Origin of the sequence: Serratia sp. CY33525 (genome assembly GCF_052169115.1) — a bacterium.
Classification (GTDB): Bacteria; Pseudomonadota; Gammaproteobacteria; order Enterobacterales; family Enterobacteriaceae; genus Serratia; species Serratia sarumanii.
This window is the reverse complement of record NZ_JBJNLK010000012.1, coordinates 17277-40322: the sequence shown is the minus strand read 5'-3', so window position 1 is coordinate 40322 and position 23046 is coordinate 17277. Positions and strand designations below refer to the sequence as shown.

General features: G+C 61.7%; 22 protein-coding genes. 19 read left to right on the top strand and 3 right to left on the bottom strand.

Annotated elements, in window-relative coordinates:
• Positions 1 to 51: 51 nt before the first annotated feature.
• The 17 genes from hscB to ACJ8IM_RS22275 all read left to right on the top strand — a co-directional run bounded on the left by hscB (position 52) and on the right by ACJ8IM_RS22275 (position 16482).
• Entirely contained in the window at positions 52 to 573 is a 522-nt protein-coding gene (gene hscB, locus ACJ8IM_RS22355) for a co-chaperone HscB (protein WP_033654283.1), read from the top strand.
• Between the two features lie 32 nt (positions 574 to 605).
• Positions 606 to 2456 (top strand): Fe-S protein assembly chaperone HscA, encoded by a 1851-nt coding sequence (hscA, locus tag ACJ8IM_RS22350; RefSeq protein WP_033654281.1) that lies wholly within the window; start codon positions 606 to 608, stop codon positions 2454 to 2456.
• A 2-nt stretch (positions 2457 to 2458) separates the two neighbouring features.
• A complete protein-coding gene (gene fdx, locus ACJ8IM_RS22345) occupies positions 2459 to 2794 on the top strand; it encodes an ISC system 2Fe-2S type ferredoxin (protein WP_004941417.1) in 336 nt (111 codons plus the stop codon).
• Positions 2795 to 2826: 32 nt separating this feature from the next.
• Positions 2827 to 3027 (top strand): Fe-S cluster assembly protein IscX, encoded by a 201-nt coding sequence (gene iscX / locus ACJ8IM_RS22340; RefSeq protein ID WP_006327336.1) that lies wholly within the window; start codon positions 2827 to 2829, stop codon positions 3025 to 3027.
• A gap of 83 nt (positions 3028 to 3110) precedes the next feature.
• Complete coding sequence (gene pepB / locus ACJ8IM_RS22335) at positions 3111 to 4406, top strand: aminopeptidase PepB (RefSeq protein ID WP_033654280.1); 1296 nt, start codon at positions 3111 to 3113, stop codon at positions 4404 to 4406.
• Positions 4407 to 4495: 89 nt separating this feature from the next.
• Positions 4496 to 5326 carry an enhanced serine sensitivity protein SseB gene (sseB, locus tag ACJ8IM_RS22330; protein WP_033654279.1) on the top strand — a complete coding sequence of 277 codons (831 nt, stop codon included), beginning with the start codon at positions 4496 to 4498 and terminating at the stop codon, positions 5324 to 5326.
• Between the two features lie 162 nt (positions 5327 to 5488).
• Positions 5489 to 5914 carry a nucleoside-diphosphate kinase gene (gene ndk, locus ACJ8IM_RS22325; protein WP_004941424.1) on the top strand — a complete coding sequence of 142 codons (426 nt, stop codon included), beginning with the start codon at positions 5489 to 5491 and terminating at the stop codon, positions 5912 to 5914.
• A 237-nt stretch (positions 5915 to 6151) separates the two neighbouring features.
• A complete protein-coding gene (locus ACJ8IM_RS22320) occupies positions 6152 to 7348 on the top strand; it encodes a bifunctional tRNA (adenosine(37)-C2)-methyltransferase TrmG/ribosomal RNA large subunit methyltransferase RlmN (protein WP_004941426.1) in 1197 nt (398 codons plus the stop codon).
• A 98-nt stretch (positions 7349 to 7446) separates the two neighbouring features.
• Entirely contained in the window at positions 7447 to 8196 is a 750-nt protein-coding gene (gene pilW, locus ACJ8IM_RS22315; protein WP_033638557.1) for a type IV pilus biogenesis/stability protein PilW, read from the top strand.
• Positions 8186 to 9160 carry a cytoskeleton protein RodZ gene (gene rodZ / locus ACJ8IM_RS22310; protein WP_033654278.1) on the top strand — a complete coding sequence of 325 codons (975 nt, stop codon included), beginning with the start codon at positions 8186 to 8188 and terminating at the stop codon, positions 9158 to 9160. The genes pilW and rodZ overlap by 11 nt, the downstream gene beginning before the upstream one ends.
• Positions 9161 to 9207: 47 nt before the next feature.
• Entirely contained in the window at positions 9208 to 10329 is a 1122-nt protein-coding gene (ispG, locus tag ACJ8IM_RS22305) for a flavodoxin-dependent (E)-4-hydroxy-3-methylbut-2-enyl-diphosphate synthase (protein WP_016929756.1), read from the top strand.
• Between the two features lie 139 nt (positions 10330 to 10468).
• Positions 10469 to 11743, top strand: coding sequence for a histidine--tRNA ligase (hisS, locus tag ACJ8IM_RS22300; RefSeq protein WP_033635593.1), 1275 nt, complete (start codon positions 10469 to 10471; stop codon positions 11741 to 11743).
• A gap of 13 nt (positions 11744 to 11756) precedes the next feature.
• Positions 11757 to 12377 carry a YfgM family protein gene (locus ACJ8IM_RS22295; protein ID WP_033635592.1) on the top strand — a complete coding sequence of 207 codons (621 nt, stop codon included), beginning with the start codon at positions 11757 to 11759 and terminating at the stop codon, positions 12375 to 12377.
• An 11-nt stretch (positions 12378 to 12388) separates the two neighbouring features.
• Complete coding sequence (gene bamB, locus ACJ8IM_RS22290; protein ID WP_033648914.1) at positions 12389 to 13570, top strand: outer membrane protein assembly factor BamB; 1182 nt, start codon at positions 12389 to 12391, stop codon at positions 13568 to 13570.
• A 131-nt stretch (positions 13571 to 13701) separates the two neighbouring features.
• Positions 13702 to 15192 (top strand): ribosome biogenesis GTPase Der, encoded by a 1491-nt coding sequence (gene der / locus ACJ8IM_RS22285; protein WP_004941442.1) that lies wholly within the window; start codon positions 13702 to 13704, stop codon positions 15190 to 15192.
• A gap of 99 nt (positions 15193 to 15291) precedes the next feature.
• Complete coding sequence (locus ACJ8IM_RS22280) at positions 15292 to 16248, top strand: AEC family transporter (protein ID WP_033648913.1); 957 nt, start codon at positions 15292 to 15294, stop codon at positions 16246 to 16248.
• 12 nt (positions 16249 to 16260) lie between these two features.
• A complete protein-coding gene (locus tag ACJ8IM_RS22275) occupies positions 16261 to 16482 on the top strand; it encodes a zinc ribbon domain-containing protein (RefSeq protein WP_033654277.1) in 222 nt (73 codons plus the stop codon).
• 4 nt (positions 16483 to 16486) lie between these two features.
• On the opposite strand, the gene ACJ8IM_RS22270 is transcribed toward ACJ8IM_RS22275, so the two are convergent.
• From ACJ8IM_RS22270 to ACJ8IM_RS22260, 3 genes are all read right to left on the bottom strand, one after another.
• Positions 16487 to 16828, bottom strand: coding sequence for a protealysin inhibitor emfourin (locus tag ACJ8IM_RS22270; RefSeq protein ID WP_033635587.1), 342 nt, complete (start codon positions 16826 to 16828; stop codon positions 16487 to 16489).
• On the bottom strand, positions 16828 to 17853 hold the full coding sequence (locus ACJ8IM_RS22265; protein WP_033648910.1) for a M4 family metallopeptidase: 1026 nt from the start codon (positions 17851 to 17853) through the stop codon (positions 16828 to 16830). The genes ACJ8IM_RS22270 and ACJ8IM_RS22265 overlap by 1 nt, the downstream gene beginning before the upstream one ends.
• A gap of 62 nt (positions 17854 to 17915) precedes the next feature.
• Positions 17916 to 18998: a LacI family DNA-binding transcriptional regulator gene (locus ACJ8IM_RS22260; RefSeq protein ID WP_033654276.1), complete on the bottom strand. Its 1083-nt coding sequence runs from the start codon at positions 18996 to 18998 to the stop codon at positions 17916 to 17918.
• A 358-nt stretch (positions 18999 to 19356) separates the two neighbouring features.
• Here ACJ8IM_RS22260 and ACJ8IM_RS22255 point away from each other — a divergent pair, with 358 nt between their 5' ends.
• Positions 19357 to 20667, top strand: a complete 1311-nt coding sequence (locus tag ACJ8IM_RS22255; RefSeq protein WP_033635583.1) for an MFS transporter — start codon at positions 19357 to 19359, stop codon at positions 20665 to 20667.
• An 11-nt stretch (positions 20668 to 20678) separates the two neighbouring features.
• Complete coding sequence (locus ACJ8IM_RS22250; RefSeq protein ID WP_033654275.1) at positions 20679 to 23045, top strand: glycoside hydrolase family 31 protein; 2367 nt, start codon at positions 20679 to 20681, stop codon at positions 23043 to 23045.
• Position 23046: the final 1 nt, after the last annotated feature.

The following is a 23046-nucleotide window of genomic DNA, read 5'->3' as shown; positions in this document are numbered from 1 at the left end:
GCTCCCCCGTTTCGGCGGGGGAACTTCATCCGCTAACGCCCAGAGCACGCTATGGATTACTTTACTTTATTCGGGCTGCCAGTTCGCTACACCGTGGACGGCAGCCTGCTTGCGTCCCGCTTCCAGGATCTGCAGCGCCAATTCCACCCCGATCGTTTCGCCAACCAGCCGGAGCGCGAACGCCTGATGGCGTTGCAGCAGGCGGCGACCATCAACGAAGCTTACCAGTCGCTGAAGCACCCGTTAAAACGCGCGGAGTATATGCTATCTTTGCACGGCTTCGATCTGGGCAACGAACAGCATACGATGCGCGACACCGCCTTTCTGATGGAACAGCTGGAGCTGCGCGAAGAGCTCGACGCCATTGAGCGCAAGCCGGAGGCGGAAAGCCTGCTGGCCGATTTCGGCGCGCGGCTGGCCGCCTCGATCAAACAGCGCAGCACGCTGATGCTGCAGCAGCTGGACGGCGAGCAGTGGGCGGACGCCGCCGACACCGTGCGCAAGCTGCGCTTTTTGGACAAACTCCAGCAACAGGTTGAACAACTCGAAGAAAAACTGCTGGGTTTTGAGTAACACCTTCTGATTCTGATTGTGGAAGCTTCAACATGGCCTTATTACAAATTAGTGAGCCTGGCCTCAGCGCTGCGCCGCACCAGCGACGTCTGGCCGCCGGCATCGACTTAGGCACCACCAACTCGCTGGTCGCCACGGTGCGCAGCGGGCAAGCGGAAACGCTGGCCGACGAACAGGGCCGCCATTTGCTGCCTTCGGTGGTGCATTATCAGGCGGACGCGCAGCGCGTCGGCTGGGAGGCGCGCCAACAGGCGGCGCAGGATCCGGCCAATACCGTCAGCTCCATCAAGCGCATGATGGGTCGCTCGTTGGCGGACGTGCAGCAGCGTTACCCGAACCTGCCGTATCAATTCCAGGCCAGCGACAACGGCCTGCCGCTGATCGTCACCGCCGCCGGTCCGGTTAACCCGGTCGGCGTCTCCGCCGATATCCTGCGGGCCCTGTCCGCGCGCGCGCAAGCGGCGCTGGAAGGGGAGCTGGATGGCGTGGTGATCACCGTTCCCGCCTACTTCGACGACGCGCAGCGCCAGGGCACCAAAGACGCGGCGCGTCTGGCCGGCCTGCACGTCCTGCGCCTGCTGAACGAACCGACCGCGGCAGCGATCGCCTACGGGCTGGACTCCGGCCAGGAAGGGGTGATCGCGGTTTACGATCTGGGCGGCGGCACCTTTGATATCTCCATTCTGCGCCTCAGCCGCGGCGTGTTCGAAGTGCTGGCCACGGGCGGCGATTCCGCGCTGGGCGGCGACGACTTCGATCACCTGCTGGCCGACTGGCTGCGCGAGCAGGCCGGCGTGGCCGATCGCAGCGACCACGGCGTGCAGCGCCAGCTGCTGGACGCCGCCATCGCCGCTAAAATCGCGTTGAGCGATGCCGACAGCGTGCGCGTCGAGGTGGCCGGCTGGCAGGGCGAGGTGACCCGCGCCCAGTTCGAAGCGCTGATCGCCCCGCTGGTGAAACGCACGCTGATGGCCTGCCGCCGCGCGCTGAAAGACGCCGGCGTCGCTGCCGACGAGGTGCTGGAAGCGGTGATGGTCGGCGGTTCCACCCGCGTGCCGCTGGTGCGTGAGCAGGTGGGCGCCTTCTTCGGCCGCACGCCGCTGACGTCGATCGATCCGGATAAAGTGGTCGCCATCGGCGCCGCGATCCAGGCCGACATTCTGGTGGGCAACAAGCCGGACAGCGACATGCTGCTGCTGGACGTGATCCCGCTGTCGCTGGGCCTCGAAACCATGGGCGGTCTGGTGGAGAAAGTGATCCCGCGCAACACCACCATTCCGGTGGCGCGCGCGCAGGAATTCACCACCTTTAAAGACGGCCAGAGCGCGATGATGATCCACGTGCTGCAGGGCGAGCGCGAGCTGGTGCAGGACTGCCGTTCGCTGGCGCGTTTCACGCTGCGCGGCCTGCCGCCGCTGCCTGCCGGGGGCGCGCACATTCGCGTCACCTTCCAGGTGGATGCCGACGGTCTGCTGAGCGTCACCGCGATGGAGAAATCCACCGGCGTCGAAGCCTCGATTCAGGTGAAGCCGTCGTACGGCCTGTCGGACAGCGAAATCGCCGGCATGATCAAGGATTCGATGGCCAACGCGCAAAGCGACGTGGGCGCGCGCAAGCTGGCGGAGCAACGCGTGGAAGCCGCGCGGGTGCTGGAAAGCCTGCAGGGCGCGCTGGCCAGCGACGCCGCGCTGCTGAGCGAGGCGGAAAGCCAGGCGATCGCCGCCGCGACCCAGGCGTTGCAGCAGGCGGTGCAGGGTGAAGATCCCGCCGCTATCGAAGACGCCATCAAAACATTAGATGCACAAACGCAAGATTTTGCCGCGCGCCGCATGGACGCTTCCATTCGCCGCGCGCTGGCTGGCCATTCTGTGGATGAGGTTTAACCATGCCTAAAATTGTTTTCCTGCCCCATCAAGATCTTTGCCCGGAAGGGGCGGTTCTGGAAGCTGAAAAAGGGGAGTCGATCCTCAACGTTGCGCTGCGCAACGGCATTGAAATCGAGCACGCCTGCGAGAAATCCTGCGCCTGCACCACCTGCCACTGCATCGTGCGTGAAGGCTTCGATTCGCTTGAAGAGAGCAGCGAGCTGGAAGACGACATGCTGGACAAGGCCTGGGGGCTGGAGCCGGAAAGCCGCCTGAGCTGCCAGGCGCTGGTCGCCGACGAAGATCTGGTGGTCGAAATGCCGCGCTACACCGTCAACCACGCGCGTGAGCATTAATTGTTAGCCGCAGCGCCAACCCGGAGATCATAATGGGACTGAAGTGGACCGACAGCCGAGAAATCGGCGAAGCCCTGTACGACCAATACCCGGACACCGATCCGAAAACCGTGCGTTTTACCGACATGCATCAGTGGATCTGCGATCTCGAAGAGTTCGACGACGATCCGCAGGCTTCCAACGAAAAAATACTGGAAGCGATCCTGCTGGTCTGGTTAGATGAAGCGGAGTAAATAGCGTAACGGGCTGCCATGGGCGGCCCGTTTATTTTGTATCCGACAAGATTAATAAAAGAATAATCCGGAGTAAGAAGGCTATGACAACAGAATTCATGCAGGTCACGCTGTCGCAACAACCTGCCGACGCCCGTTGGGGCGAAAAAGCGCTGCTCAGCACCAACGGCGAAGGGATGACCATCCACCTGACCGGCGCCGACAAACTGGGTGCGATCCAGCGTGCGGGCCGCAAAATTGACGGTCAGGGCATCAAAAACGTCAAGCTGGCCGGCGACGGTTGGGACTTGGAAAACAGCTGGGCGTTTTGGCAGGGCTACCGCGGGCCGAAAGGGCAGCGCAACGTCGAATGGGCCGAGCTGCCGGAAGCCGCACGTCAGGAGCTGGATAAGCGCCTGAAGATCGTTGACTGGGTGCGTGACACCATCAACATGCCGGCGGAAGAGCTGGGGCCAGAGCAACTGGCGACCCGCGCCGTCGATCTGATGTGCGACGTCGGCTGCGATGCCGTCAGCTACCGCATCACCAAGGGCGAAGATCTGCGCGAGCAGAACTATGCCGGCATCCACACCGTCGGCCGTGGCTCCGAGCGCCCACCGGTGCTGCTGGCGCTCGACTTCAACCCGACCGGTAACCCGGACGCGCCGGTGTTCGCCTGCCTGGTCGGCAAGGGCATCACCTTCGATACCGGCGGTTATAGCCTGAAACAGAGCGCCTTTATGGATTCGATGAAGGCTGACATGGGCGGTGCGGCCACCATCACCGGCGCCCTGGCGCTGGCGGCGGCGCGCGGCCTGAAGCAGCGCGTGAAGCTGTACCTGTGCTGCGCCGACAACATGGTCAGCGGCAACGCTTTCAAACTGGGCGACATCATTCGCTACCGCAACGGCAAAACCGTCGAGGTAATGAACACCGATGCGGAAGGGCGCCTGGTGCTGGCCGACGGCCTGATTGACGCTTCTGAGCAGAACCCGCAGCTGATTATCGACTGCGCCACCCTGACCGGCGCCGCCAAAACCGCGGTCGGCAACGACTACCATGCGCTGTTCAGCTTCGACGACGCGCTGGCGCAGGAGCTGCTGAACAGCGCCACCGCCGAGCAAGAGCCGTTCTGGCGTCTGCCGCTGGCCGAGTTCCACCGCAGCCAACTGCCGTCCAACTTTGCCGAGCTGAACAACGTGGCCGGCCCGGCCTACACCGCCGGCGCCAGCACCGCGGCGGCCTTCCTGTCGCACTTCGTCAAGAACTACCAACAAGGCTGGCTGCACATCGACTGTTCCGCCACCTACCGCAAAGGCGCGGTGGATCAGTGGTCGGCCGGCGCGACCGGTCTGGGCGTGCGTACCCTGGCCAACCTGCTGCTGAGCAAAACCAAATAATTGAACGCCCGCTGCGTCGGGCGCTAGAATGCGCATTATCTTCGGGGCCCAGCATGCTGGGCCTCGCTATTTGATCCCTGGAGTTTGCCATGAGTGCCCATCATCACGATGCCGCCCCGAGCGAGAACGAACTTGAACGCCTGCTGAAGCTGGCGGTGACGGAGCCGGCCCACCGCCCGGCGTTCTTCCGTGAACTGCTCGACGCCACGGTGCTGATCCTCGGCGACAGCGAGCAGCTGCAGCAGGACGGCGACATCGCGCTGAACGCGGATACGCCGGTCAATATCCAGCATTGGGAAAAGCAGGACGGCGGCAGCATCATTCCGTTCTTCACCTCGCTGGAAGCGCTGCAGAAAGCCGTTGAGGACGAACAGCCGTTCATCGCCATGCCGACGCGGGTGCTGTTCGAAATCACCCAGGGTGCGGATCTGTTCCTCAACCCGAAGGCGGAGTACGGCAAAGAGTTCTATCCGGAAGAGGTGGCGATGCTGCTGGCGACCGGCGGCGTCGTCAAACCGGTGGAGCATTACGTCGATAAAGAGACCCAAATCCTGCTGGGGCAGCCCGAAGAGTATCCGTCGGCGATGGTGGATGCGCTGACCACGCTGTTCAGCCAGCGCAAGCCGGTGCGCCGCGCGTTTCTGGCGCTGATGCACGACCAGGCGGCGGACGAGAAGCCGAATCTGTTGATCGGTCTGGAAGTGGACGCCGAGCCGGCGGAGATTGAGGCGTTGATCAACGAGGCCGGCAGCGTCGCCAGCGAAACGGCGCCGAACGATGAACCGGTGGATTTCTGCCTGGTGTCGGAGAACGAGCGCGGCATCAGCCACTATCTGATCTCCCATACGCAGCCGTTTTATCAGCGCCGCTGGGGCAGCTGGCTGCGCAATTTGATCCCGTCTACCGACAAGACCCAGTAGTGCCCCCACGTTGTCGAAAATGGCCCATGAAGATCATATTTTTTTAATGAAATGTTGATTTTCCCGTAGGCAAGCGTTAACGGCGCACATATAATCTGCGCCACTTGAGAAGGCCGGCAACATTGCAGACCGGCCTGTTTTGGAAGTCATACAGAGGCCATCATGACCGTAGAACGTACCTTTTCCATCGTTAAACCAAACGCTGTAGCCAACAACGACATCGGCGCTATCTACGCGCGTTTCGAGCGCGCCGGTTTCAAAATCATCGCCGCTAAAATGCTGCGTCTGACTCGCGAACAAGCTGAAGGCTTCTACGCTGAGCACAAAGGCCGCCCATTCTTCGACGGTCTGGTTGAGTTCATGACCTCCGGCCCAATCATGGTGCAGGTTCTGGAATCTGAAAACGCCGTGCAGCGCAACCGTGACATCATGGGCGCAACCAACCCGGACAACGCGCTGGCCGGTACCCTGCGTGCCGACTACGCGGACAGCTTCACCGCTAACGCCGTTCACGGTTCCGACTCCGTTGAATCCGCACAGCGCGAAATCGCTTACTTCTTCAACGAAAGCGAAATCTGCGCACGTTAATCGTGCCGTTTCTTGGCTGATAACCAGGCATTCACCGGCTGAAACAATAAAAATGCCCTGAATGCCTTTCAGCCGTAGCCACCCGCTACTAAAATTTGTACAATGCCGCGCCCCTGATAAGACGACTTGTCAGGGGCGTGTTTTTAGTGCCGCCACCCGAATCATGCGGGCTGAAATGCACAACTTACTGTCCATTCTTTAGCGCCATAACGTGTAATAACGAGGCCAGAGATCATTATGTTAGAACCCATCACGTCCGAGCACACCGTGTCTGAAAATAATTCGCTGACTACCCCCTCCGTTAACGTGGAGCAACCGGCTGCGGCCAAAATCAACCTGCTGGACCTGAACCGCCAGCAAATGCGCGAGTTCTTCGCCGAAATGGGCGAGAAACCGTTCCGCGCCGATCAGGTGATGAAGTGGATTTACCACTACTGCTGCGACGATTTCGAGCAGATGACCGACATCAACAAAGTCCTGCGCGGCAAGCTGCAGCGCGTGGCGGAAATCCGCGCGCCGGAAGTGGCGGAAGAACAGCGCTCGGCCGACGGCACCATCAAGTGGGCGATTAAAGTCGGCGATCAGCAGGTCGAAACCGTGTACATCCCGGAAGCCGACCGCGCGACGCTGTGCGTCTCCTCGCAGGTAGGCTGCGCGCTGGAGTGCAAATTCTGTTCGACGGCGCAGCAGGGCTTCAACCGCAACCTGCGCGTGTCGGAAATCATCGGCCAGGTGTGGCGCGCGGCGAAGATCATCGGCGCGCTGAAGGTGACCGGCCAACGCCCGATCACCAACGTGGTGATGATGGGCATGGGCGAGCCGCTGCTCAACCTGAACAACGTGGTGCCGGCGATGGAAATCATGCTGGACGACTTCGGCTTTGGCCTGTCCAAACGCCGCGTGACCCTGTCTACCTCCGGCGTGGTGCCGGCGCTGGACAAGCTGGGCGACATGATCGACGTGGCGCTGGCTATTTCGCTGCACGCGCCGAACGACACCATCCGCGATGAGATCGTGCCGATCAACCGCAAGTACAACATCGAGACCTTCCTGTCCGCGGTGCGCCGCTATCTGGAGAAATCCAACGCCAACCAGGGCCGCGTGACCGTCGAGTACGTGATGCTGGATCATATCAACGACAGCACCGACGATGCGCATCAACTGGCGGAAGTGCTGAAAGACACGCCGTGCAAGATCAACCTGATCCCATGGAACCCGTTCCCGGGCGCCCCTTACGGCCGCAGCTCCAACAGCCGGGTGGATCGTTTCTCCAAGGTGTTGATGGAATACGGCTTTACGACTATTGTTCGTAAAACCCGTGGTGACGATATCGACGCCGCCTGCGGGCAACTGGCGGGTGAAGTGATCGACCGTACCAAGCGTACCCTGAAGAAGAAAATGGCCGGGGAACCTATCAACGTACGGGCGGTCTGAATCCTATAGCACCATTTTTTGTTATCTAACAGCCTGTTATGCGAAAGTGTGTCGCTGATGGGCGTTAGCTGACGGCCGATAAGGAAATGAATGCGGGCATGAAGCTGAAACTGTGGGGTGTGTGGCTGGCGGCCGGGTTGTTGGCCGGGTGTTCCGGTTCAGCGCCGGAAAAGGAAGCACAAGTCTCTGAGGCGGGCCAAACGCGGTTGCAGCTAGGCCTGGAGTACCTGCAGCAAGGCGACATGGACGCCGCGCGCCAGAACCTGGAAAAGGCGCTGGACGCGGCCCCGCAGGATTACCGCACGCAGTTGGGCATGGCGCTCTATGAACAGCGGATCGGTGAAAATGCCGCGGCCGAACAGCGTTATCGGCAAGCGCTCAAACTTGCGCCGGGCAATGGCACCGTATTGAATAATTACGGTGCGTTTCTTTGCGGTTTAGGGCAGTATGTACCGGCGCAACAGCAGTTTAGCGCTGCGGCGCTGGCGCCCGATTATGGCCAGGTCGCCGACAGCCTGGAAAACGCAGGTTACTGTTTTCTCAAGGCCGGACAAAACGATGAGGCGCGCACGCTGTTGAGCCGCGCGCTGAAAGTCGATCCGGACAAAGGCACTCCGCTGTTGGCGGAGGCCGAAAAGCAATTTGGAGAAGGGAAGCGCGCCCAGTCGCAACTTTTATTGGATGTTTATCAGCATGTTCTGCCGGCCAGCGCCAGCAGCTTATGGTTACAGATTCGTTTCGCCGCGTTAGCCGGCCGTCAGGATAGCGTTCAACGCTATGGCAAGCAGCTAGCGCGAAGTTTTCCACAATCCAAACAGTACCAGCAGTTCTTAGCTAATGAATACTGAAGCCTCCCAAGATAAAACCGTATCCATGACGACGGGCCAGCGCCTGCGTCAGGCCCGTGAGCAACTCGGGCTGAGCCAACAGACCGTTGCAGAACGCCTGTGTCTCAAAATGTCCACCGTGCGCGATATCGAGGAAGACAGCGTGTCCGCTGACCTCGCGTCCACCTTCGTGCGCGGCTACATCCGTTCCTACGCCAAGCTGGTGCATTTGCCGGAAGACGAACTGCTGCCGATGCTGGCCAAGCAGGCGCCGTTGAAGATGGCGAAAGTGGCGCCGATGCAAAGCTTCTCGCTGGGCAAGCGCCGCAAGAAACGCGACGGCTGGCTGATGAGCTTCACCTGGCTTATCGTGTTCGTGGTGATCGGCCTGACCGGCGCCTGGTGGTGGCAAAACCACAAGGCCCAGCAGGAAGAGATCGCCACCATGGCCGATCAGTCCTCCGCGCAGCTTTCGCAGAATAACGAAGGGCAGTCCGTGCCGCTGACCGACGGCAATGCCGACACCGGCACCAACGTGCCGTTGACCGACAACAGCGCCGCGCCGGCCGATACTGGCGCAGCGGCTCAGGCGCCGGCGGCGACCGCCCAGGCGCCAAGCGCGGCTCAGCAGCAGCCTGCCGTGGTGTCGCCAAGCCAGACCACCCTGCCGGAAACCGCGCCGGCGGCACAAGCGCCGTTGCCGACCGCCGATGCGGGCGTGGCTGCGCCGGCGGCCGATCCGAATGCGCTGGTGATGGATTTCTCTGCCGACTGCTGGCTGCAGGTGACCGATTCGAGCGGTAAGACGCTGTTCAGCGGCACCCAGAAACAGGGTGGCAAGCTGAACCTGACCGGCACTGCGCCGTATAAACTGACCATCGGCGCGCCGGCGGCAGTACAGATCCAGTATCAGGGTAAGCCGGTTGATTTAAGCCGGTTCGTTAAGTCAAACCGTGTTGCTCGCCTGACCGTCGCCGCGCAGTAATCGCGCGGCACCGGTCGTGATGTCAGAGCAGCAATGGAGAGTAAGTAATGCATAACCAAGCGCCCATCAACCGTCGAAAATCTACACGCATTTACGTCGGCAAGGTGCCTATTGGTGATGGCGCGCCGATTGCCGTGCAGTCGATGACCAACACCCGTACCACCGATGTTGAAGCAACGGTTAATCAGATCAAAGCGCTGGAGCGCGTGGGCGTCGACATCGTCCGCGTTTCGGTTCCTACCATGGACGCCGCCGAGGCGTTCAAGCTGATCAAGCAGCAGGTCAACGTGCCGCTGGTCGCCGATATCCACTTCGATTATCGCATCGCGCTGCAGGTTGCCGAATACGGCGTAGACTGCCTGCGCATCAACCCGGGCAACATCGGCAACGAATCGCGCATTCGCTCGGTGGTGGACTGCGCCCGCGACAAGAACATCCCGATTCGCATCGGCGTCAACGGCGGCTCGCTGGAGAAAGACCTGCAGGAAAAGTACGGCGAACCTACGCCGGAAGCGCTGCTGGAATCCGCCATGCGCCACGTGGACATCCTCGATCGCCTCAACTTCGACCAGTTCAAGGTCAGCGTCAAGGCGTCGGACGTGTTCCTGGCGGTGCAATCTTATCGCCTGCTGGCGTCGCGCATCGATCAGCCGCTGCATCTGGGCATCACCGAAGCCGGCGGCGCGCGCAGCGGGTCGGTCAAATCGGCCATCGGCCTGGGCATGCTGCTGTCTGAAGGCATCGGCGACACCCTGCGCATCTCGCTGGCGGCGGATCCGGTCGAAGAAGTGAAGGTCGGTTTCGATATCCTGAAGTCGCTGCGCATCCGCGCACGCGGTATCAACTTTATCGCCTGCCCGACCTGTTCGCGTCAGGAGTTCGACGTGATCGGCACGGTGAACGCGCTGGAGCAGCGCCTGGAAGATATCATCACGCCGATGGACGTTTCGATCATCGGCTGCGTGGTGAACGGCCCGGGCGAAGCGCTGGTGTCCACCATGGGCGTGACCGGCGGCCACAAGAAGAGCGGCTTCTATGAAGACGGCGTGCGCCAGAAAGAGCGTTTCGACAACGAACAGATGATCGACCAGTTGGAAGCGAAAATTCGCGCCAAGGCCGCGATGATGGACGAAAGCAACCGCATCACGGTCAACCTGCTGGAAAAATAAGCGTTATCGCTACACGGCGGGCCTGTTGGCCCGCTTGTTTATGAACCTGAAGGGCAGAAAACCGCATCCGCGTTGAATACCGGGCGGCAAAGTCCCTATAATCAGGTTCATTTTTACAGACAACGGACAGAGAACTCACGTGGCAAAGAACATTCAAGCCATTCGCGGCATGAACGACTACCTGCCGGAAGAAACGGCATTATGGCAGCGTATTGAAGGCACCCTCAAGCAGGTGCTGGGCAGCTACGGTTACAGCGAAATCCGGTTGCCGATTGTAGAGCAGACCCCGTTATTCAAACGCGCGATCGGTGAAGTGACCGACGTCGTGGAAAAAGAGATGTATACCTTCGAAGACCGCAACGGCGAAAGCCTGACGCTGCGTCCGGAAGGGACGGCCGGCTGCGTGCGCGCCGGCATCGAACATGGTCTGCTGTACAATCAGGAACAGCGTCTGTGGTACATCGGCCCGATGTTCCGCTACGAGCGCCCGCAGAAGGGTCGTTACCGTCAGTTCCATCAGCTGGGCGCGGAAGTGTTCGGCCTGCAAGGCCCGGACGTCGACGCCGAGCTGATCCTGCTGACGGCCCGCTGGTGGAAAGCGCTGGGCATCGCCGAGCACGTCAAGCTGGAGCTGAACTCCATCGGTTCGCTGGAGGCGCGCGCCAACTACCGCGACGCGCTGGTGGCGTTCCTGGAGCAGCACGTTGAGGTGCTGGACGAAGACTGCAAACGCCGCATGTACAGCAACCCGCTGCGCGTGCTGGACTCCAAGAATCCTGAGGTGCAGGCGCTGTTGAACGACGCGCCGCGCCTGTCCGAGTACCTGGATGAAGAATCCCGTGCTCACTTCGCCGGTCTGTGTGAACTTTTGGCGCAGGCAGGTATCCCATATACCGTTAACGAGCGCCTGGTGCGCGGTCTGGATTACTACAACCGCACCGTGTTTGAGTGGGTGACCACCAGCCTGGGCGCGCAGGGCACCGTCTGCGCGGGCGGCCGTTACGACGGCCTGGTCGAGCAACTGGGCGGCCGCGCCACCCCGGCGGTCGGTTTCGCCATGGGCCTCGAACGCCTGGTGTTGCTGGTGCAGGCGGTTAACCCGGAATTCAAGGCGCCGTCGGCTATCGACGTGTACGTCATCTCTTCCGGCGCGGGCACCCAGAGCGCGGCGATGCAGCTGGCTGAACAGGTGCGCGACGCGGCGCCGCAGCTGAAGCTGATGACCAATTACGGCGGCGGCAACTTCAAGAAGCAGATCACCCGTGCGGACAAATGGGGCGCGCGCATTGCGCTGATCCTGGGTGAGAGCGAAGTGGCGGCGCAGCAGGTGGTGGTGAAAGACCTGCGCAGTGGTGAACAAGAAACGCTGGCGCAAAGCGAAGTCGCTGCGCGTCTGGCTTTGATGTTAGGTTAAGGAGAAGGACACCGTGGAAGTCTATACCACTGAAAACGAACAAGTCGACGCACTGCGTCGGTTCTTTGCCGAGAACGGCAAAGCGCTGGCGGTGGGCGTGGTGCTCGGAATTGGTGCCCTGGTTGGCTGGCGTTACTGGCAGAGCCATGAAAACTCCAACATGATGGCTGCGTCGCAATCCTATCAGGAAGCCAGCGATCGTCTGGCGGCCGGCAAGCCGGATGACGTGGCTGCCGCGGAGAAATTTGTCCAGGCTAACGGCAACAGCTACGGCGTATTGGCCGCGCTGCAGTTGGCCAAGCACTTTGTCGAACAGAATGATTTCGCCAAGGCGGAACAGCAATTGGCGCTGGCGCAGGGCCAGACCAAAGACGACAACCTGTTGGCGATGATCGACCTGCGTCTGGCGCGCGTCCAGCTGCAGGAGAAAAAGCTGGATGAAGCGCTGAAAACGCTGGATGGCGTGAAAGGCGAAGGCTGGGCGGCGATGATGCAGGATGTGCGCGGCGATGTGCTGCTGGCCAAGGGCGACGCCAAGGGCGCGCGCGAAGCTTACAGCAAAGGCATTGAGTCCAACGCTTCTCAGGCGCTGCAGGTTCTGCTGCGCATGAAATTGAATAACTTGTCCAGCTAAGGGGAATTCCCATGCAATTGCGTAAAACACTCTTGGTCGGACTGGTTTCCGCTGCCTTGCTGAGTGGTTGCTCGCTGTTTAACAGCGAAGAAGACGTGGTTACCATGTCGCCGTTGCCGAAAGTTGAAAATCAGTTTACGCCGAGCAAGGCGTGGAGCACCTCGGTGGGCGACGGCATCGGTGAGTATTACTCCCACCTGCGTCCGGCCTATCAGGACAGCACCATTTACGCCGCCGATCGCTTCGGCATCGTGAAAGCGATGGACGCCGACAGCGGCAACGAGAAGTGGAAGGTCAATCTCTCCGAGAAGACCGGTTTCTTCTCCAGCAACCTGTCTGCGCTGCTGTCGGGCGGCCTGACGGTCGCGGGTGACAAGGTTTACGTCGGCAGCGAAAAAGCGGTGGTTTACGCATTGAACACCGCCGACGGCGCCATCGCCTGGCAGACCAAAGTGGCCGGCGAAGCGATCTCCCGTCCGGTTGTCAGCGACGGTATGGTGTTGGTGCACACCTCCAACGGCATGCTGCAGGCGTTGAACGAAGCCGACGGCGCGGTGAAATGGACGGTTAACCTGGACATGCCTTCGCTGTCGCTGCGCGGTGAATCCGCGCCGGCCGTCGCCTTTGGCGCCGCCATCGTCGGCGGTGACAACGGCCGCGTCAGCGCCGTGCTGATGCAGCAGGGCCAACTGATCTGGCAACAGCGTATTTCTCAGCCGAGCGGCGCGACCGAAATCGATCGCCTGAACGACGTGGACACCACGCCGGTGATCGTTGATGGCGTGGTCTACGCGCTGGGCTACAACGGCAACCTGACGGCGCTGGATCTGCGTTCCGGCCAGATCATCTGGAAACGCGAGCTGGGTTCGGTGAACGATTTCATCGTCGACGCGGGCCGCATCTACCTGATCGACCAAAACGATCGCGTAGTCGCGCTCAGCACCGAAGGCGGTGTGACCGTGTGGACGCAAAGCGATCTGCTGCACCGCAACCTGACGCCGCCGGTGATGTATAATGGTTATCTGGTGACCGGTGACGCCGAAGGCTATCTGCACTGGATCAATACCACCGATGGCCGTTTTGTCGCCCAGCAGGAAGTGGACAGCTCCGGCTTCCTGTCTGCGCCGATGGTGGCCGGCGACAAGCTGGTCATCCAGGCTCGCGGCGGGAAAGTTTACGCTTTCACCCGCTAACGCCGCTCGTCGCAAGGCTTGAAAACGGCTCCTGAATGTTCAGGGGCCGTTTCGTATTTTTATAAGCTGCACCGCTGGTGTCTATCCACAGTGCAGTAACGCATTGATTATTAAGTAATGAGGCTTCAACAATGATACCTGTCGTCGCGCTGGTCGGGCGCCCGAATGTGGGTAAATCCACCTTGTTCAACCGTTTAACCCATACGCGCGATGCGCTGGTGGCGGATTTCCCGGGGCTGACGCGTGACCGCAAGTATGGTCGTGCTGAAATCGAAGGCAATGAATTCATCATCGTCGATACCGGCGGTATCGACGGCACCGAAGACGGCGTCGAAACGCGCATGGCCGGTCAGTCGCTGCTGGCGATCGAAGAGGCGGACATCGTGCTGTTCATGGTCGACGCCCGCGCCGGCCTGATGCCGGCGGATCAGGGCATCGCCCAGCACCTGCGCAGCCGCCAGAAGGCGACCTTCCTGGTGGCCAACAAGACCGACGGTCTGGATCCGGACACCGCCACCGCCGATTTCTACTCGCTCGGCCTGGGTGAAGTGTTCGCTATCGCCGCTTCCCACGGCCGTGGCGTGACCCAACTGATCGAACACGTGCTGGTGCCGTTCGTGCCGGAAAAACCGGAAGACGTCGAGCTGACCGAGGAAGAGGCCAACGCCGCTTACTGGGCCGAGCAAAACGGCGAAACGCTGGAAGGCGAAGAAGACGAAGAGCCAGAAGAAGCGTTCAACCCGCAGGATCTGCCGATCAAGCTGGCGATCGTCGGCCGTCCGAACGTCGGTAAGTCTACGCTCACTAACCGCATCCTCGGCGAGGAGCGCGTGGTGGTGTATGACATGCCGGGCACTACCCGCGACAGCATCTACATTCCGATGGTGCGTGACGAACGCGAATACGTGCTGATCGACACCGCCGGGGTGCGTAAACGCGGCAAGGTGACTGAAACCGTCGAGAAGTTCTCGGTGATCAAGACCCTGCAGGCGATTGAAGACGCCAACGTGGTGCTGCTGGTGATCGACGCGCGTGAAGGCATCTCCGATCAGGATCTCTCGCTGCTCGGCTTTATCCTCAATAGTGGGCGCTCACTGGTGATTGCGGTCAACAAGTGGGACGGCATGAGCGAAGAAGATCGCGAGCACGTGAAAGAGATGCTCGACCTGCGTCTGGGCTTCGTCGACTTCGCGCGCGTGCACTTCATTTCCGCGCTGCACGGCAGCGGCGTCGGCAACCTGTTCGAATCGGTGCAGGAAGCCTACGAGTGCGCAACCCGCCGCGTAAACACCTCGATGCTGACCAAAATCATGCAGATGGCGGTTGACGATCACCAGCCACCGCTGGTGCGCGGCCGCCGTGTGAAGCTGAAATATGCTCACGCCGGCGGTTACAACCCGCCGATCGTGGTGATCCACGGCAACCAGGTCAGCGATCTGGCCGATTCGTACAAACGCTACCTGATGAACTACTTCCGCCGCTCGCTGAACGTGATGGGGACGCCGATCCGCATCCAGTTCAAAGAGGGCGACAACCCGTTCGCCGGCAAACGCAACCTGCTGACGCCGACCCAGATGCGTAAGCGCAAGCGCCTGATGAGCCACCTGAAAAAGAGCAAGTAATCGCTCATGAGGGGCGCGGCAGTGATGCCGCGCCCCTTTTTTATTGGCCCGAAATCGTTTTATTATCTGAAGATTACCTCGCCTGCCTGAAGGAACACCATGTCCTGGGAAACCTGGAGTTTTGCGTTTAACGTCACCGTGCCGAATCTGCTGATGATGCTGTTGGGGATCCTGCTGCGCCATTGGCGCCTGATGGATGACCGCTTCGTCGACGGCGCGACCCGCCTGGTGTTCAATCTGGCGCTGCCGTGCCTGCTGTTTTTCAGCATCGCCACCAACCATCCGCAGCTGCTCGGCAACCTGCCGCTGGTGCTGTTCGGCGCGGTCGGCACGCTGGCGACCTTCCTGCTCCTGGAGCTGGCCGCCAAGTGGCTGGTGAAAGAACCGCGTGAGCGCGGGGTGTTCGTGCAGGGCGGTTTCCGTGCCAATACCGCCATCGTTGGCCTGGCCTACGCCATGACCGCCTACGGCAGCGAAGGCATTGCGCTCGCTTCGCTGTACCTGACGGTGACGGTGATCCTGTTCAACATACTGTCGGTCATCACCCTCACGCGCAGCCTGCAGGGCGGGCAGGGCAAGAAAATCAGCCACCTGTCTTTGCTGCGCAGCATCGTTACCAACCCGCTGATCATCGGCCTGGTGTGCGGGCTGCTGTACGCGCAAACCGGGCTGGGCATCCCGACCGTGATCCGCCAAACCGGCAGCTATATCTCTGCGCTGTCGCTGCCGCTGGCGCTGCTGTGCACCGGCGCCAGCCTGGATTTTCGCGCCATGTTCCGTTCGTCCAACGTGGCGGCGCTGTCGTCGGCGGCCAAGCTGTTTCTGGTGCCGTGCCTGATGACGCTGGCCGGCTGGCTGTGCGGGTTTCAGGGGGCTGCGCTGGGCATTATCTTCCTGTTTTCCGCCACGCCGACCGCGTCGGGCAGCTATGTGATGACGCGCGCCATGGGCGGCAACGCCACGCTGGCGGCCAACATTATCGCCATCACCACCGTCGGTTCGTTCTTCACCACCGCGTTGGGGATTTATTTCTTGCGCTCATGGGGCGCGATTTAACCTGGAGTCGTTATGGAAGCGCACTGTCCGCACTGCCGTCAGACCATGAAGTGGGTAGCGGGTCACTACCATTGTGAAGCCTGCCAGCGCGATTATCGGCAGCTGGCGAGCTGCCCGGCGTGCGGGCAGCCGCTGCAAGAATTGAAAGCCTGCGGGGCGGTGGATTACCTGTGCCAGAACGGGCACGGGCTGATCTCCAAAAAACGGGTGAATTTCAGCTATCAGCCGCTGTAAGCCCTCACTCATCCACCTGGCCGGTTTTCCACAGATCCACCAGCGCCTGCGGCGCGCTGCTTTCCGGGATTAACAGCACGATCTCAGTGCTCAGGGTGGGGCTGGTGTAGTTGATTTGCACGCGGTAGTAGCGCTGGTCGCCGCAGCCGGGGGAGGTGGGCTGGCCTTCTTCCTGCGCATAGGGCAGCGTCTGGTTCAGCAACTGATTCAGGCGCTGCCGCTGCTCCGGCGTGATATCGGCCAGCGCGATGCGGCGCTGGCCCGCCAGTTTGGGAATGTAGGCAAAGCCTCCCTCGCGCGCCAGCTCAATGACCGTATCCTGATTGAGCGTCGGCAGCGGTTTCATTATTCCACCCCCACCTGATGCCAGGCTTGCTGCACCTTGTCCGCCACGCTCTGATCGAAACGCGCCTGCGCATGTTTCACCGTGGTGCGGGCGAAGGTGGCGAAGTCGGCGTTTTGCGGCAGCGCTTTGTCGCACACCGTGTCATACCAGACGTAACCGGCTTTCTCCCAGGCGAAGCCGCCCAGCGCCGTCGCCGCCAGGTAGAAGGCGCGGTTGGGGATGCCGGAGTTGAGGTGCACGCCGCCGTTGTCTTCCTTGGTCTGGATATAATCCTTCATGCTGGCGGGCTGCGGGTCTTTACCCAGCAGCGGATCGTCGTAGGCGGTGCCGGGTGCCGACATCGAGCGCAGCCCTTTGCCTTTGATGCCCTCGGCGAGCAGCCCGGCGCCGATCAGCCAGTCGGCTTTATCGGCGGTTTGCTGCAGGTGGAACTGCTTGACCAACGAGCCGAATACGTCGGACAACGACTCGTTGAGCGCCCCGGACTGCTGGTAGTAGATCAACCCGGCTTCGCTCTCGGTCACGCCGTGCGCCAGCTCGTGGCCGACCACGTCGATGGCGATGGTGAAACGGTTGAAGATCTCGCCGTCGCCGTCGCCGAACACCATCTGCTGGCCGTTCCAGAAGGCGTTCTGGTACTCCTTGCCGTAGTGTACGCTGCCGACCAGCGGCAGCCCCTGGTTATCCAGTGAATTGCGGCGGTAGGCCTGCCAGAAGAAATCGTAGGTGACGCCGAGGTAGTCGTAGGCTTCGTCCACCGCCACGTCGTGGTTGCTGGGCTGGCCCTCTTTGCGCACCTGTTTGCCGGGCAGCTGGGTGCCGTTCTGGGCGTCGTAGATATCGCGGAGCGCTTCGCCGGCTCGGGCGTTTTTCTCGGTCGGCGAACGCAGCGGCTTGTTGCCGAGCAGGCTTTGCACGTGGTTCAGCGTGTGCAGCGCGCAGTCGCGCTGCGGGGCGTTGCCGTGTTCAATGATGCGGCGCAGCATGTAGGGAGGAATGACGGAACGCATGCGCTGGGCTGGCATAGTGGCTCTCCTTAGGCAAAAATTTTACCTCATCGAATGAATGCACTGTGCCTAAGTGTAGCCTACTCGTCATAAAGCCTGTGGTCATGCGTGCTCACCGCCGGCGCGGTCTTGTGCGGGCTGATGCGTCGCACCGAGGCGCGCACCGCCAGCCGGCCGTGCAGCAGCAGATTGCACGGCGGCGCGTCGGCGCGCAGCATGCGCCGCTGCAGCAGCTGGATCGCCTCGTAACCCAGTTCGTCGCGCGGCACCTGCACCGAGGTCAGCGGCACATCGTGGATTTCCGCCAGATTGAAGCCGTCGGTGCTCATCACCGAGACGTCGCCCGGCACGCTCAGCCCCCGCTTGTTGAGCGCTTTGACCGCCCCGACCGCCATGTAGTCGCCGCCGGCCAGGATCGCCGTCGGCAGCGGGGAGTGGCCGTGGATGCCGTCGAGATAGGTGGTCAGCGCCTGCTCGGCCTCTTCGCCGCCGAAGCCGGAGGTGGTGATCAGATGGCGGCCGTCGTCGAACGGCAGATGATGCCGGGCGTAGGCCTGGCGGATGCCCGCCAGCCGCAGCTCCATGGTGTGGCGGCGCAGGCATTGCAGATTGAGGATATGGCTGTGCCCCTGCTGAAACAGGTAGCTGGCGGAATAGTCGCCGATCAGCTGATGATCCGGCGAGACGCTGTCCAGCCGCATCTGCCGATCGCTGCAGTTGATCAGCACGCAGGGCTTGTGCAGATCGGCGGCCAGGGTGTGGATATGCTCGTCGTCGATGCCGATGATCAGCGCCGCTTCGGTGTGCGGGTCGCTCATCTTTTCCAGAAACAGCGCGCCGTCGCTGTGTTGCTCTTCCAGCCCGCAGTAGCGGATGCGCACCTCGTGCTCCATCAGCGCGGCGGCGATACCCTGAATGACCTTGTAGTAGAAGATGTCGGTGCGTACGTCGAACGCGCGCTGCGGCGCGAACACCATCACGTTGTTCAGCATTAGTCGGCCGCTGGAAATGCCCTGCAGAATGCCGTTTTGCTGCGCACAGTCCAGCACCTTGCGGCGCGCCTCGGCGCTGGTGTTGGCCTTGCCTGCCAGCACGCGGGAAACGGTGCTGATCGACAACCCGGTTTGGCGAGCGATCTCCTGAATTTTCAGCTTTCCGTTCATTCTGTGATCTCCTTCAAATTCGTCCGTGAGAATATTTTCATTGCAGATTTTCAGCGTCTTGACCGGATTTCTTGGTCATTATGACTATTTTTTCACCCGCCTGTGAAAATCTTTGCAAAAAACAGCGTTTCGCTGCGCGCTCTCGCTGGGTAGTCTGCATTGGTACACCAATTTTAGCGACCTGTCAGTCCAATTTTAACGGTGTGCGAAAATGAAAACAAAAATAAATCATGGGGTTGTGATTGTCTGTCGGCCAATGATATGGCGCCGACCCGTTTTCACCGCCCCGTGTTTGATAGCACAACGTACCCTACCAAAACGCGCGTCGCCGTAGCCGGCGGCCGCGGGGAGAGAACCGATGAGTGTGGAGATCAATCAGGCGGTCGCGCAGAGCGGCCGGCGCAAGTTCAAATCGCTGCGCTGGTGGATGCTGGCGCTGTTCTTGCTGGGCGTCACGGTCAACTACATCACCCGCAACTCGCTGGGCATTCTGGCGCCGGAGCTGAAAACCAGCCTGAACATGAGCACCGAGCAATATGCCTGGGTGGTGGCGTCGTTCCAACTGGCTTACACGGTGTTTCAGCCGATCTGCGGCTGGCTGATCGACGTTATCGGCCTGAAGATGGGCTTTCTGATCTGCGCCGGTATTTGGGCGGTGGTATGCATGCTGCACGCCGGCGCAGGCAGCTGGCTGCAACTGGCCATTCTGCGTTTCTTCATGGGGGGCGCGGAGGCGGCGGCCACCCCGGCCAACGCCAAGGCGATCTCCGACTGGTTTCCGAAGAAGGAGCGGCCGATCGCCGCCGGCTGGGCGGGCGTCGGTTTCTCCATCGGCGCCATGCTGGCACCGCCGATCATCGTCATCGCTCACGTCTCCTTCGGCTGGCAGGGCGCCTTCCTGTTCTCCGGCGGGCTGGCGCTGATCTGGGTGGTGCTGTGGTGGCTGTTCTACCACTCGCCGCAGCAGCACCCGAACCTCAGCCAGCAAGAGCTGGATCTGATCCGCGAAGACAACGAACCGGTGCTGCCGAAGCTGCCGTTCCTCACCTCGCTGGCCAGCCTGTGCAAGAACAAGAAGTTTTACGGCATCGCCATCCCGGCCTTTCTCGCCGAGCCGGCCTGGGCGGTATTCAGTTTCTGGGTGCCGCTGTACCTGGCCACCGAACGCGGCATGGATCTGAAACAGATCGCGATGTTCGCCTGGCTGCCGTTCCTGGCGGCGGATATCGGCAGCGTCGCCAGCGGCTATCTCACCACCCTGTACCGCAAATGGTTCGGCTGCAGCCGCGTCAACTCGGTGGTCGCCAGCTCGGTGACCGGCGCTTTCCTGATGGTGTCGCTGGCGTTCGTGGCGATCACCCAAGATCCCTATGTGGCGATCGCGCTGATCTCGATCGGCGGCTTCGGTCACCAGGTGATCTCCTGCATGCTCAGCGCGCTGGTGGTGGAGTCGTTCGATAAAAACCAGATGGCGACGGTCAACGGCATGCGCGGATCCAGCGCCTGGATCGCCAGCTTCCTGTTCACGCTGCTGATCGGCGCGGTATCCGACACCATCGGCTTCAACCCGCTGTTCATCGCCATGGGCTTCTTCGATCTGATCGGTGCCCTGTTCCTGATTGCCCTGATCGCCGAACGCGGCGGTAAGAAAACACCTTCACACAGCTAAGTGGAATGCTTATGAAAACCTTGAAAAACTGGACGCTGGCGGCGCAGCATGCCGACCACGTTGAGCTGCTGGTCGATGAACGCCACCGTTTCTGCCTGTACGTGCTGGAAGACGGTCTGTTCCGCGTGTTGATCAAACGTGAGGGCGAACTGGCGCTGGATCGCACCTGGAGCATCGCGCCGCAGGAGGATGTGCCCTGGGAGGGGCGCGATCGGCTCAGCGTCGCCGGCTTCAGCCTGCCGGGCTACCAGCTGCGCCAGGAGGGCGATCGGCTGGTGGTCAGCACGCCGCTGCTGCGCGTGACGGTGCATCAGCCGCTGTGGCTGGAATGGGAATATTGCAACGCCGCCGGCGAATGGCGGCCGCTGGCGGCGGATCGGCCGACCAGCGCCTACCTGCTTAATGCGCACGGCGACGGCGTGGCGCACTACCAGCGGCGTTTCGCCGATGAGCGCTATTACGGCCTGGGGGAGAAGGCCGGCGATCTGGAACGCACCGGCCGCCGCTTCGAGATGCGCAATCTGGACGCGATGGGCTATAACGCCGCCAGTACCGACCCGCTGTACAAACACATTCCGTTTACCATCACCCGCGGGCCGGAGGCGAGCTTCGGCCTGTTTTACGATAACCTGAGCAGTTGCTGGCTGGATCTGGGCAACGAGATCGACAACTACCACGCGGCCTATCGCCGCTATCAGGCCGAAGCGGGCGATCTGGATTACTACCTGTTCCTCGGGCCGAAGGTAGTGGACGTCACCAAGGCCTTCGTGCGCCTGACCGGCCGCACCCACTTCGGGCCGAAGTGGAGCCTGGGCTACAGCGGCTCGACCATGCACTACACCGACGCGCCGGATGCCCAGCAGCAGCTGCAGCAGTTCATCGCGCTGTGCCGTCAACACGCCATTCCCTGCGACTCCTTCCAGCTGTCGTCGGGCTACACCTCGATCAACAACAAGCGCTACGTGTTCAACTGGAATTACGACAAGGTGCCGCAGCCCAAGCTATTGAGCCAGGCGTTTCACGACGCCGGTCTCAGGCTGGCGGCTAACATCAAGCCGTGCCTGCTGCAAGATCACCCGCAGTATCAGGCGGTGGCGGCGCAGGGGCTGTTCATCCGCGATTCGCAAAGCGACGCGCCCGAGCGTTCCAGCTTCTGGGATGACGAGGGATCGCACCTCGACTTCACCAACCCGGCGGCGGTGCGCTGGTGGCAGCAGGGCGTCACGCAGCAGCTGCTGGAGATGGGCATCGACTCGACCTGGAACGACAACAACGAGTACGAAGTGTGGGATGGCGAAGCACGCTGCCACGGCTTCGGGCGGCCAATCGCCATCAAGCACATCCGCCCGGTGATGCCGCTGCTGATGATGCGCGCCTCGATGGAGGCCCAGCAGCGCTTCGCGCCGCAGAAGCGGCCGTACCTGATCTCGCGCTCCGGCTGCGCCGGCATGCAGCGCTACGTGCAGACCTGGAGCGGCGACAACCGCACCAGCTGGCAGACGCTGCGCTACAACATCCGTATGGGGCTGGGCATGAGCCTGTCCGGGCTGTATAACCTTGGCCACGACGTCGGCGGCTTCTCGGGCGACAAACCGGACGCGGAGCTGCTGGTGCGCTGGGTGCAAAACGGCGTGATGCATCCGCGTTTCACCATCCACTCCTGGAACGACGACGCCACGGTCAACGAGCCCTGGATGTACCCGGCCGCCACCCCGGCGGTGCGCGAGGCGATCAACCTGCGTTACCGGCTGCTGCCGTATTTCTACACCCTGCTGTGGCAGGCCTGCGCCGACGACGAGCCGATGCTGCGCCCGACCTTCCTCGATCATGAACAGGATGCGCGCACCTTCGGCGAGAACGACGATTTTCTGATCGGCCGCGATCTGCTGGTGGCCAGCGTGGTGGAGCCGGGGCAGCGCCGGCGTTCGGTGTATCTGCCGGACAACGGCGAAGGCTGGTACTGCTTCTACAGCGGCCAATGGTTCGGCGGCGGCCAGACGGTGACGCTGGAGGCGCCGCTGGAGCGTTTGCCGCTGCTGGTGCGCGCCGGGGCGGCGCTGCCGCTGTCGCAGCGGCTGGCGCATGTGGACGTGGCCGCCGACGATCGGCGCGAGCTGCAGCTGTTTCCGCTCAAGGGCTGCGGCGCAAGCAGCGGGCTGTTGTTTGAGGACGACGGTGAAAGCGAAGGCTGGCGACAGGGCGATGCGCTGTGGCTGCGTTGGGAAATGCGCTGCGACCATCAGCGCATCATGCTGGATATCACGACGGAAGGGCGTTTCCGCCCGGCCTGGCGCACGTTGGCGCTCAGCCTGCCGGAAGGCGAAATGCGCGCGCTGTGGGTGAACGGCGAACCGGGCGAGCGTTTTACGCTGGAGTAGG

Coding starts and splice junctions, on each gene's coding strand:
- hscB (WP_033654283.1), top strand. CDS start 52: ATGGATTACTTTACTTTATTCGGGCTGCCAGTTCGCTACACCGTGGAC.
- hscA (WP_033654281.1), top strand. CDS start 606: ATGGCCTTATTACAAATTAGTGAGCCTGGCCTCAGCGCTGCGCCGCAC.
- fdx (WP_004941417.1), top strand. CDS start 2,459: ATGCCTAAAATTGTTTTCCTGCCCCATCAAGATCTTTGCCCGGAAGGG.
- iscX (WP_006327336.1), top strand. CDS start 2,827: ATGGGACTGAAGTGGACCGACAGCCGAGAAATCGGCGAAGCCCTGTAC.
- pepB (WP_033654280.1), top strand. CDS start 3,111: ATGACAACAGAATTCATGCAGGTCACGCTGTCGCAACAACCTGCCGAC.
- sseB (WP_033654279.1), top strand. CDS start 4,496: ATGAGTGCCCATCATCACGATGCCGCCCCGAGCGAGAACGAACTTGAA.
- ndk (WP_004941424.1), top strand. CDS start 5,489: ATGACCGTAGAACGTACCTTTTCCATCGTTAAACCAAACGCTGTAGCC.
- ACJ8IM_RS22320 (WP_004941426.1), top strand. CDS start 6,152: ATGTTAGAACCCATCACGTCCGAGCACACCGTGTCTGAAAATAATTCG.
- pilW (WP_033638557.1), top strand. CDS start 7,447: ATGAAGCTGAAACTGTGGGGTGTGTGGCTGGCGGCCGGGTTGTTGGCC.
- rodZ (WP_033654278.1), top strand. CDS start 8,186: ATGAATACTGAAGCCTCCCAAGATAAAACCGTATCCATGACGACGGGC.
- ispG (WP_016929756.1), top strand. CDS start 9,208: ATGCATAACCAAGCGCCCATCAACCGTCGAAAATCTACACGCATTTAC.
- bamB (WP_033648914.1), top strand. CDS start 12,389: ATGCAATTGCGTAAAACACTCTTGGTCGGACTGGTTTCCGCTGCCTTG.
- der (WP_004941442.1), top strand. CDS start 13,702: ATGATACCTGTCGTCGCGCTGGTCGGGCGCCCGAATGTGGGTAAATCC.
- ACJ8IM_RS22280 (WP_033648913.1), top strand. CDS start 15,292: ATGTCCTGGGAAACCTGGAGTTTTGCGTTTAACGTCACCGTGCCGAAT.
- ACJ8IM_RS22275 (WP_033654277.1), top strand. CDS start 16,261: ATGGAAGCGCACTGTCCGCACTGCCGTCAGACCATGAAGTGGGTAGCG.
- ACJ8IM_RS22270 (WP_033635587.1), bottom strand. CDS start 16,828: ATGAAACCGCTGCCGACGCTCAATCAGGATACGGTCATTGAGCTGGCG.
- ACJ8IM_RS22265 (WP_033648910.1), bottom strand. CDS start 17,853: ATGCCAGCCCAGCGCATGCGTTCCGTCATTCCTCCCTACATGCTGCGC.
- ACJ8IM_RS22260 (WP_033654276.1), bottom strand. CDS start 18,998: ATGAACGGAAAGCTGAAAATTCAGGAGATCGCTCGCCAAACCGGGTTG.
- ACJ8IM_RS22255 (WP_033635583.1), top strand. CDS start 19,357: ATGAGTGTGGAGATCAATCAGGCGGTCGCGCAGAGCGGCCGGCGCAAG.
- ACJ8IM_RS22250 (WP_033654275.1), top strand. CDS start 20,679: ATGAAAACCTTGAAAAACTGGACGCTGGCGGCGCAGCATGCCGACCAC.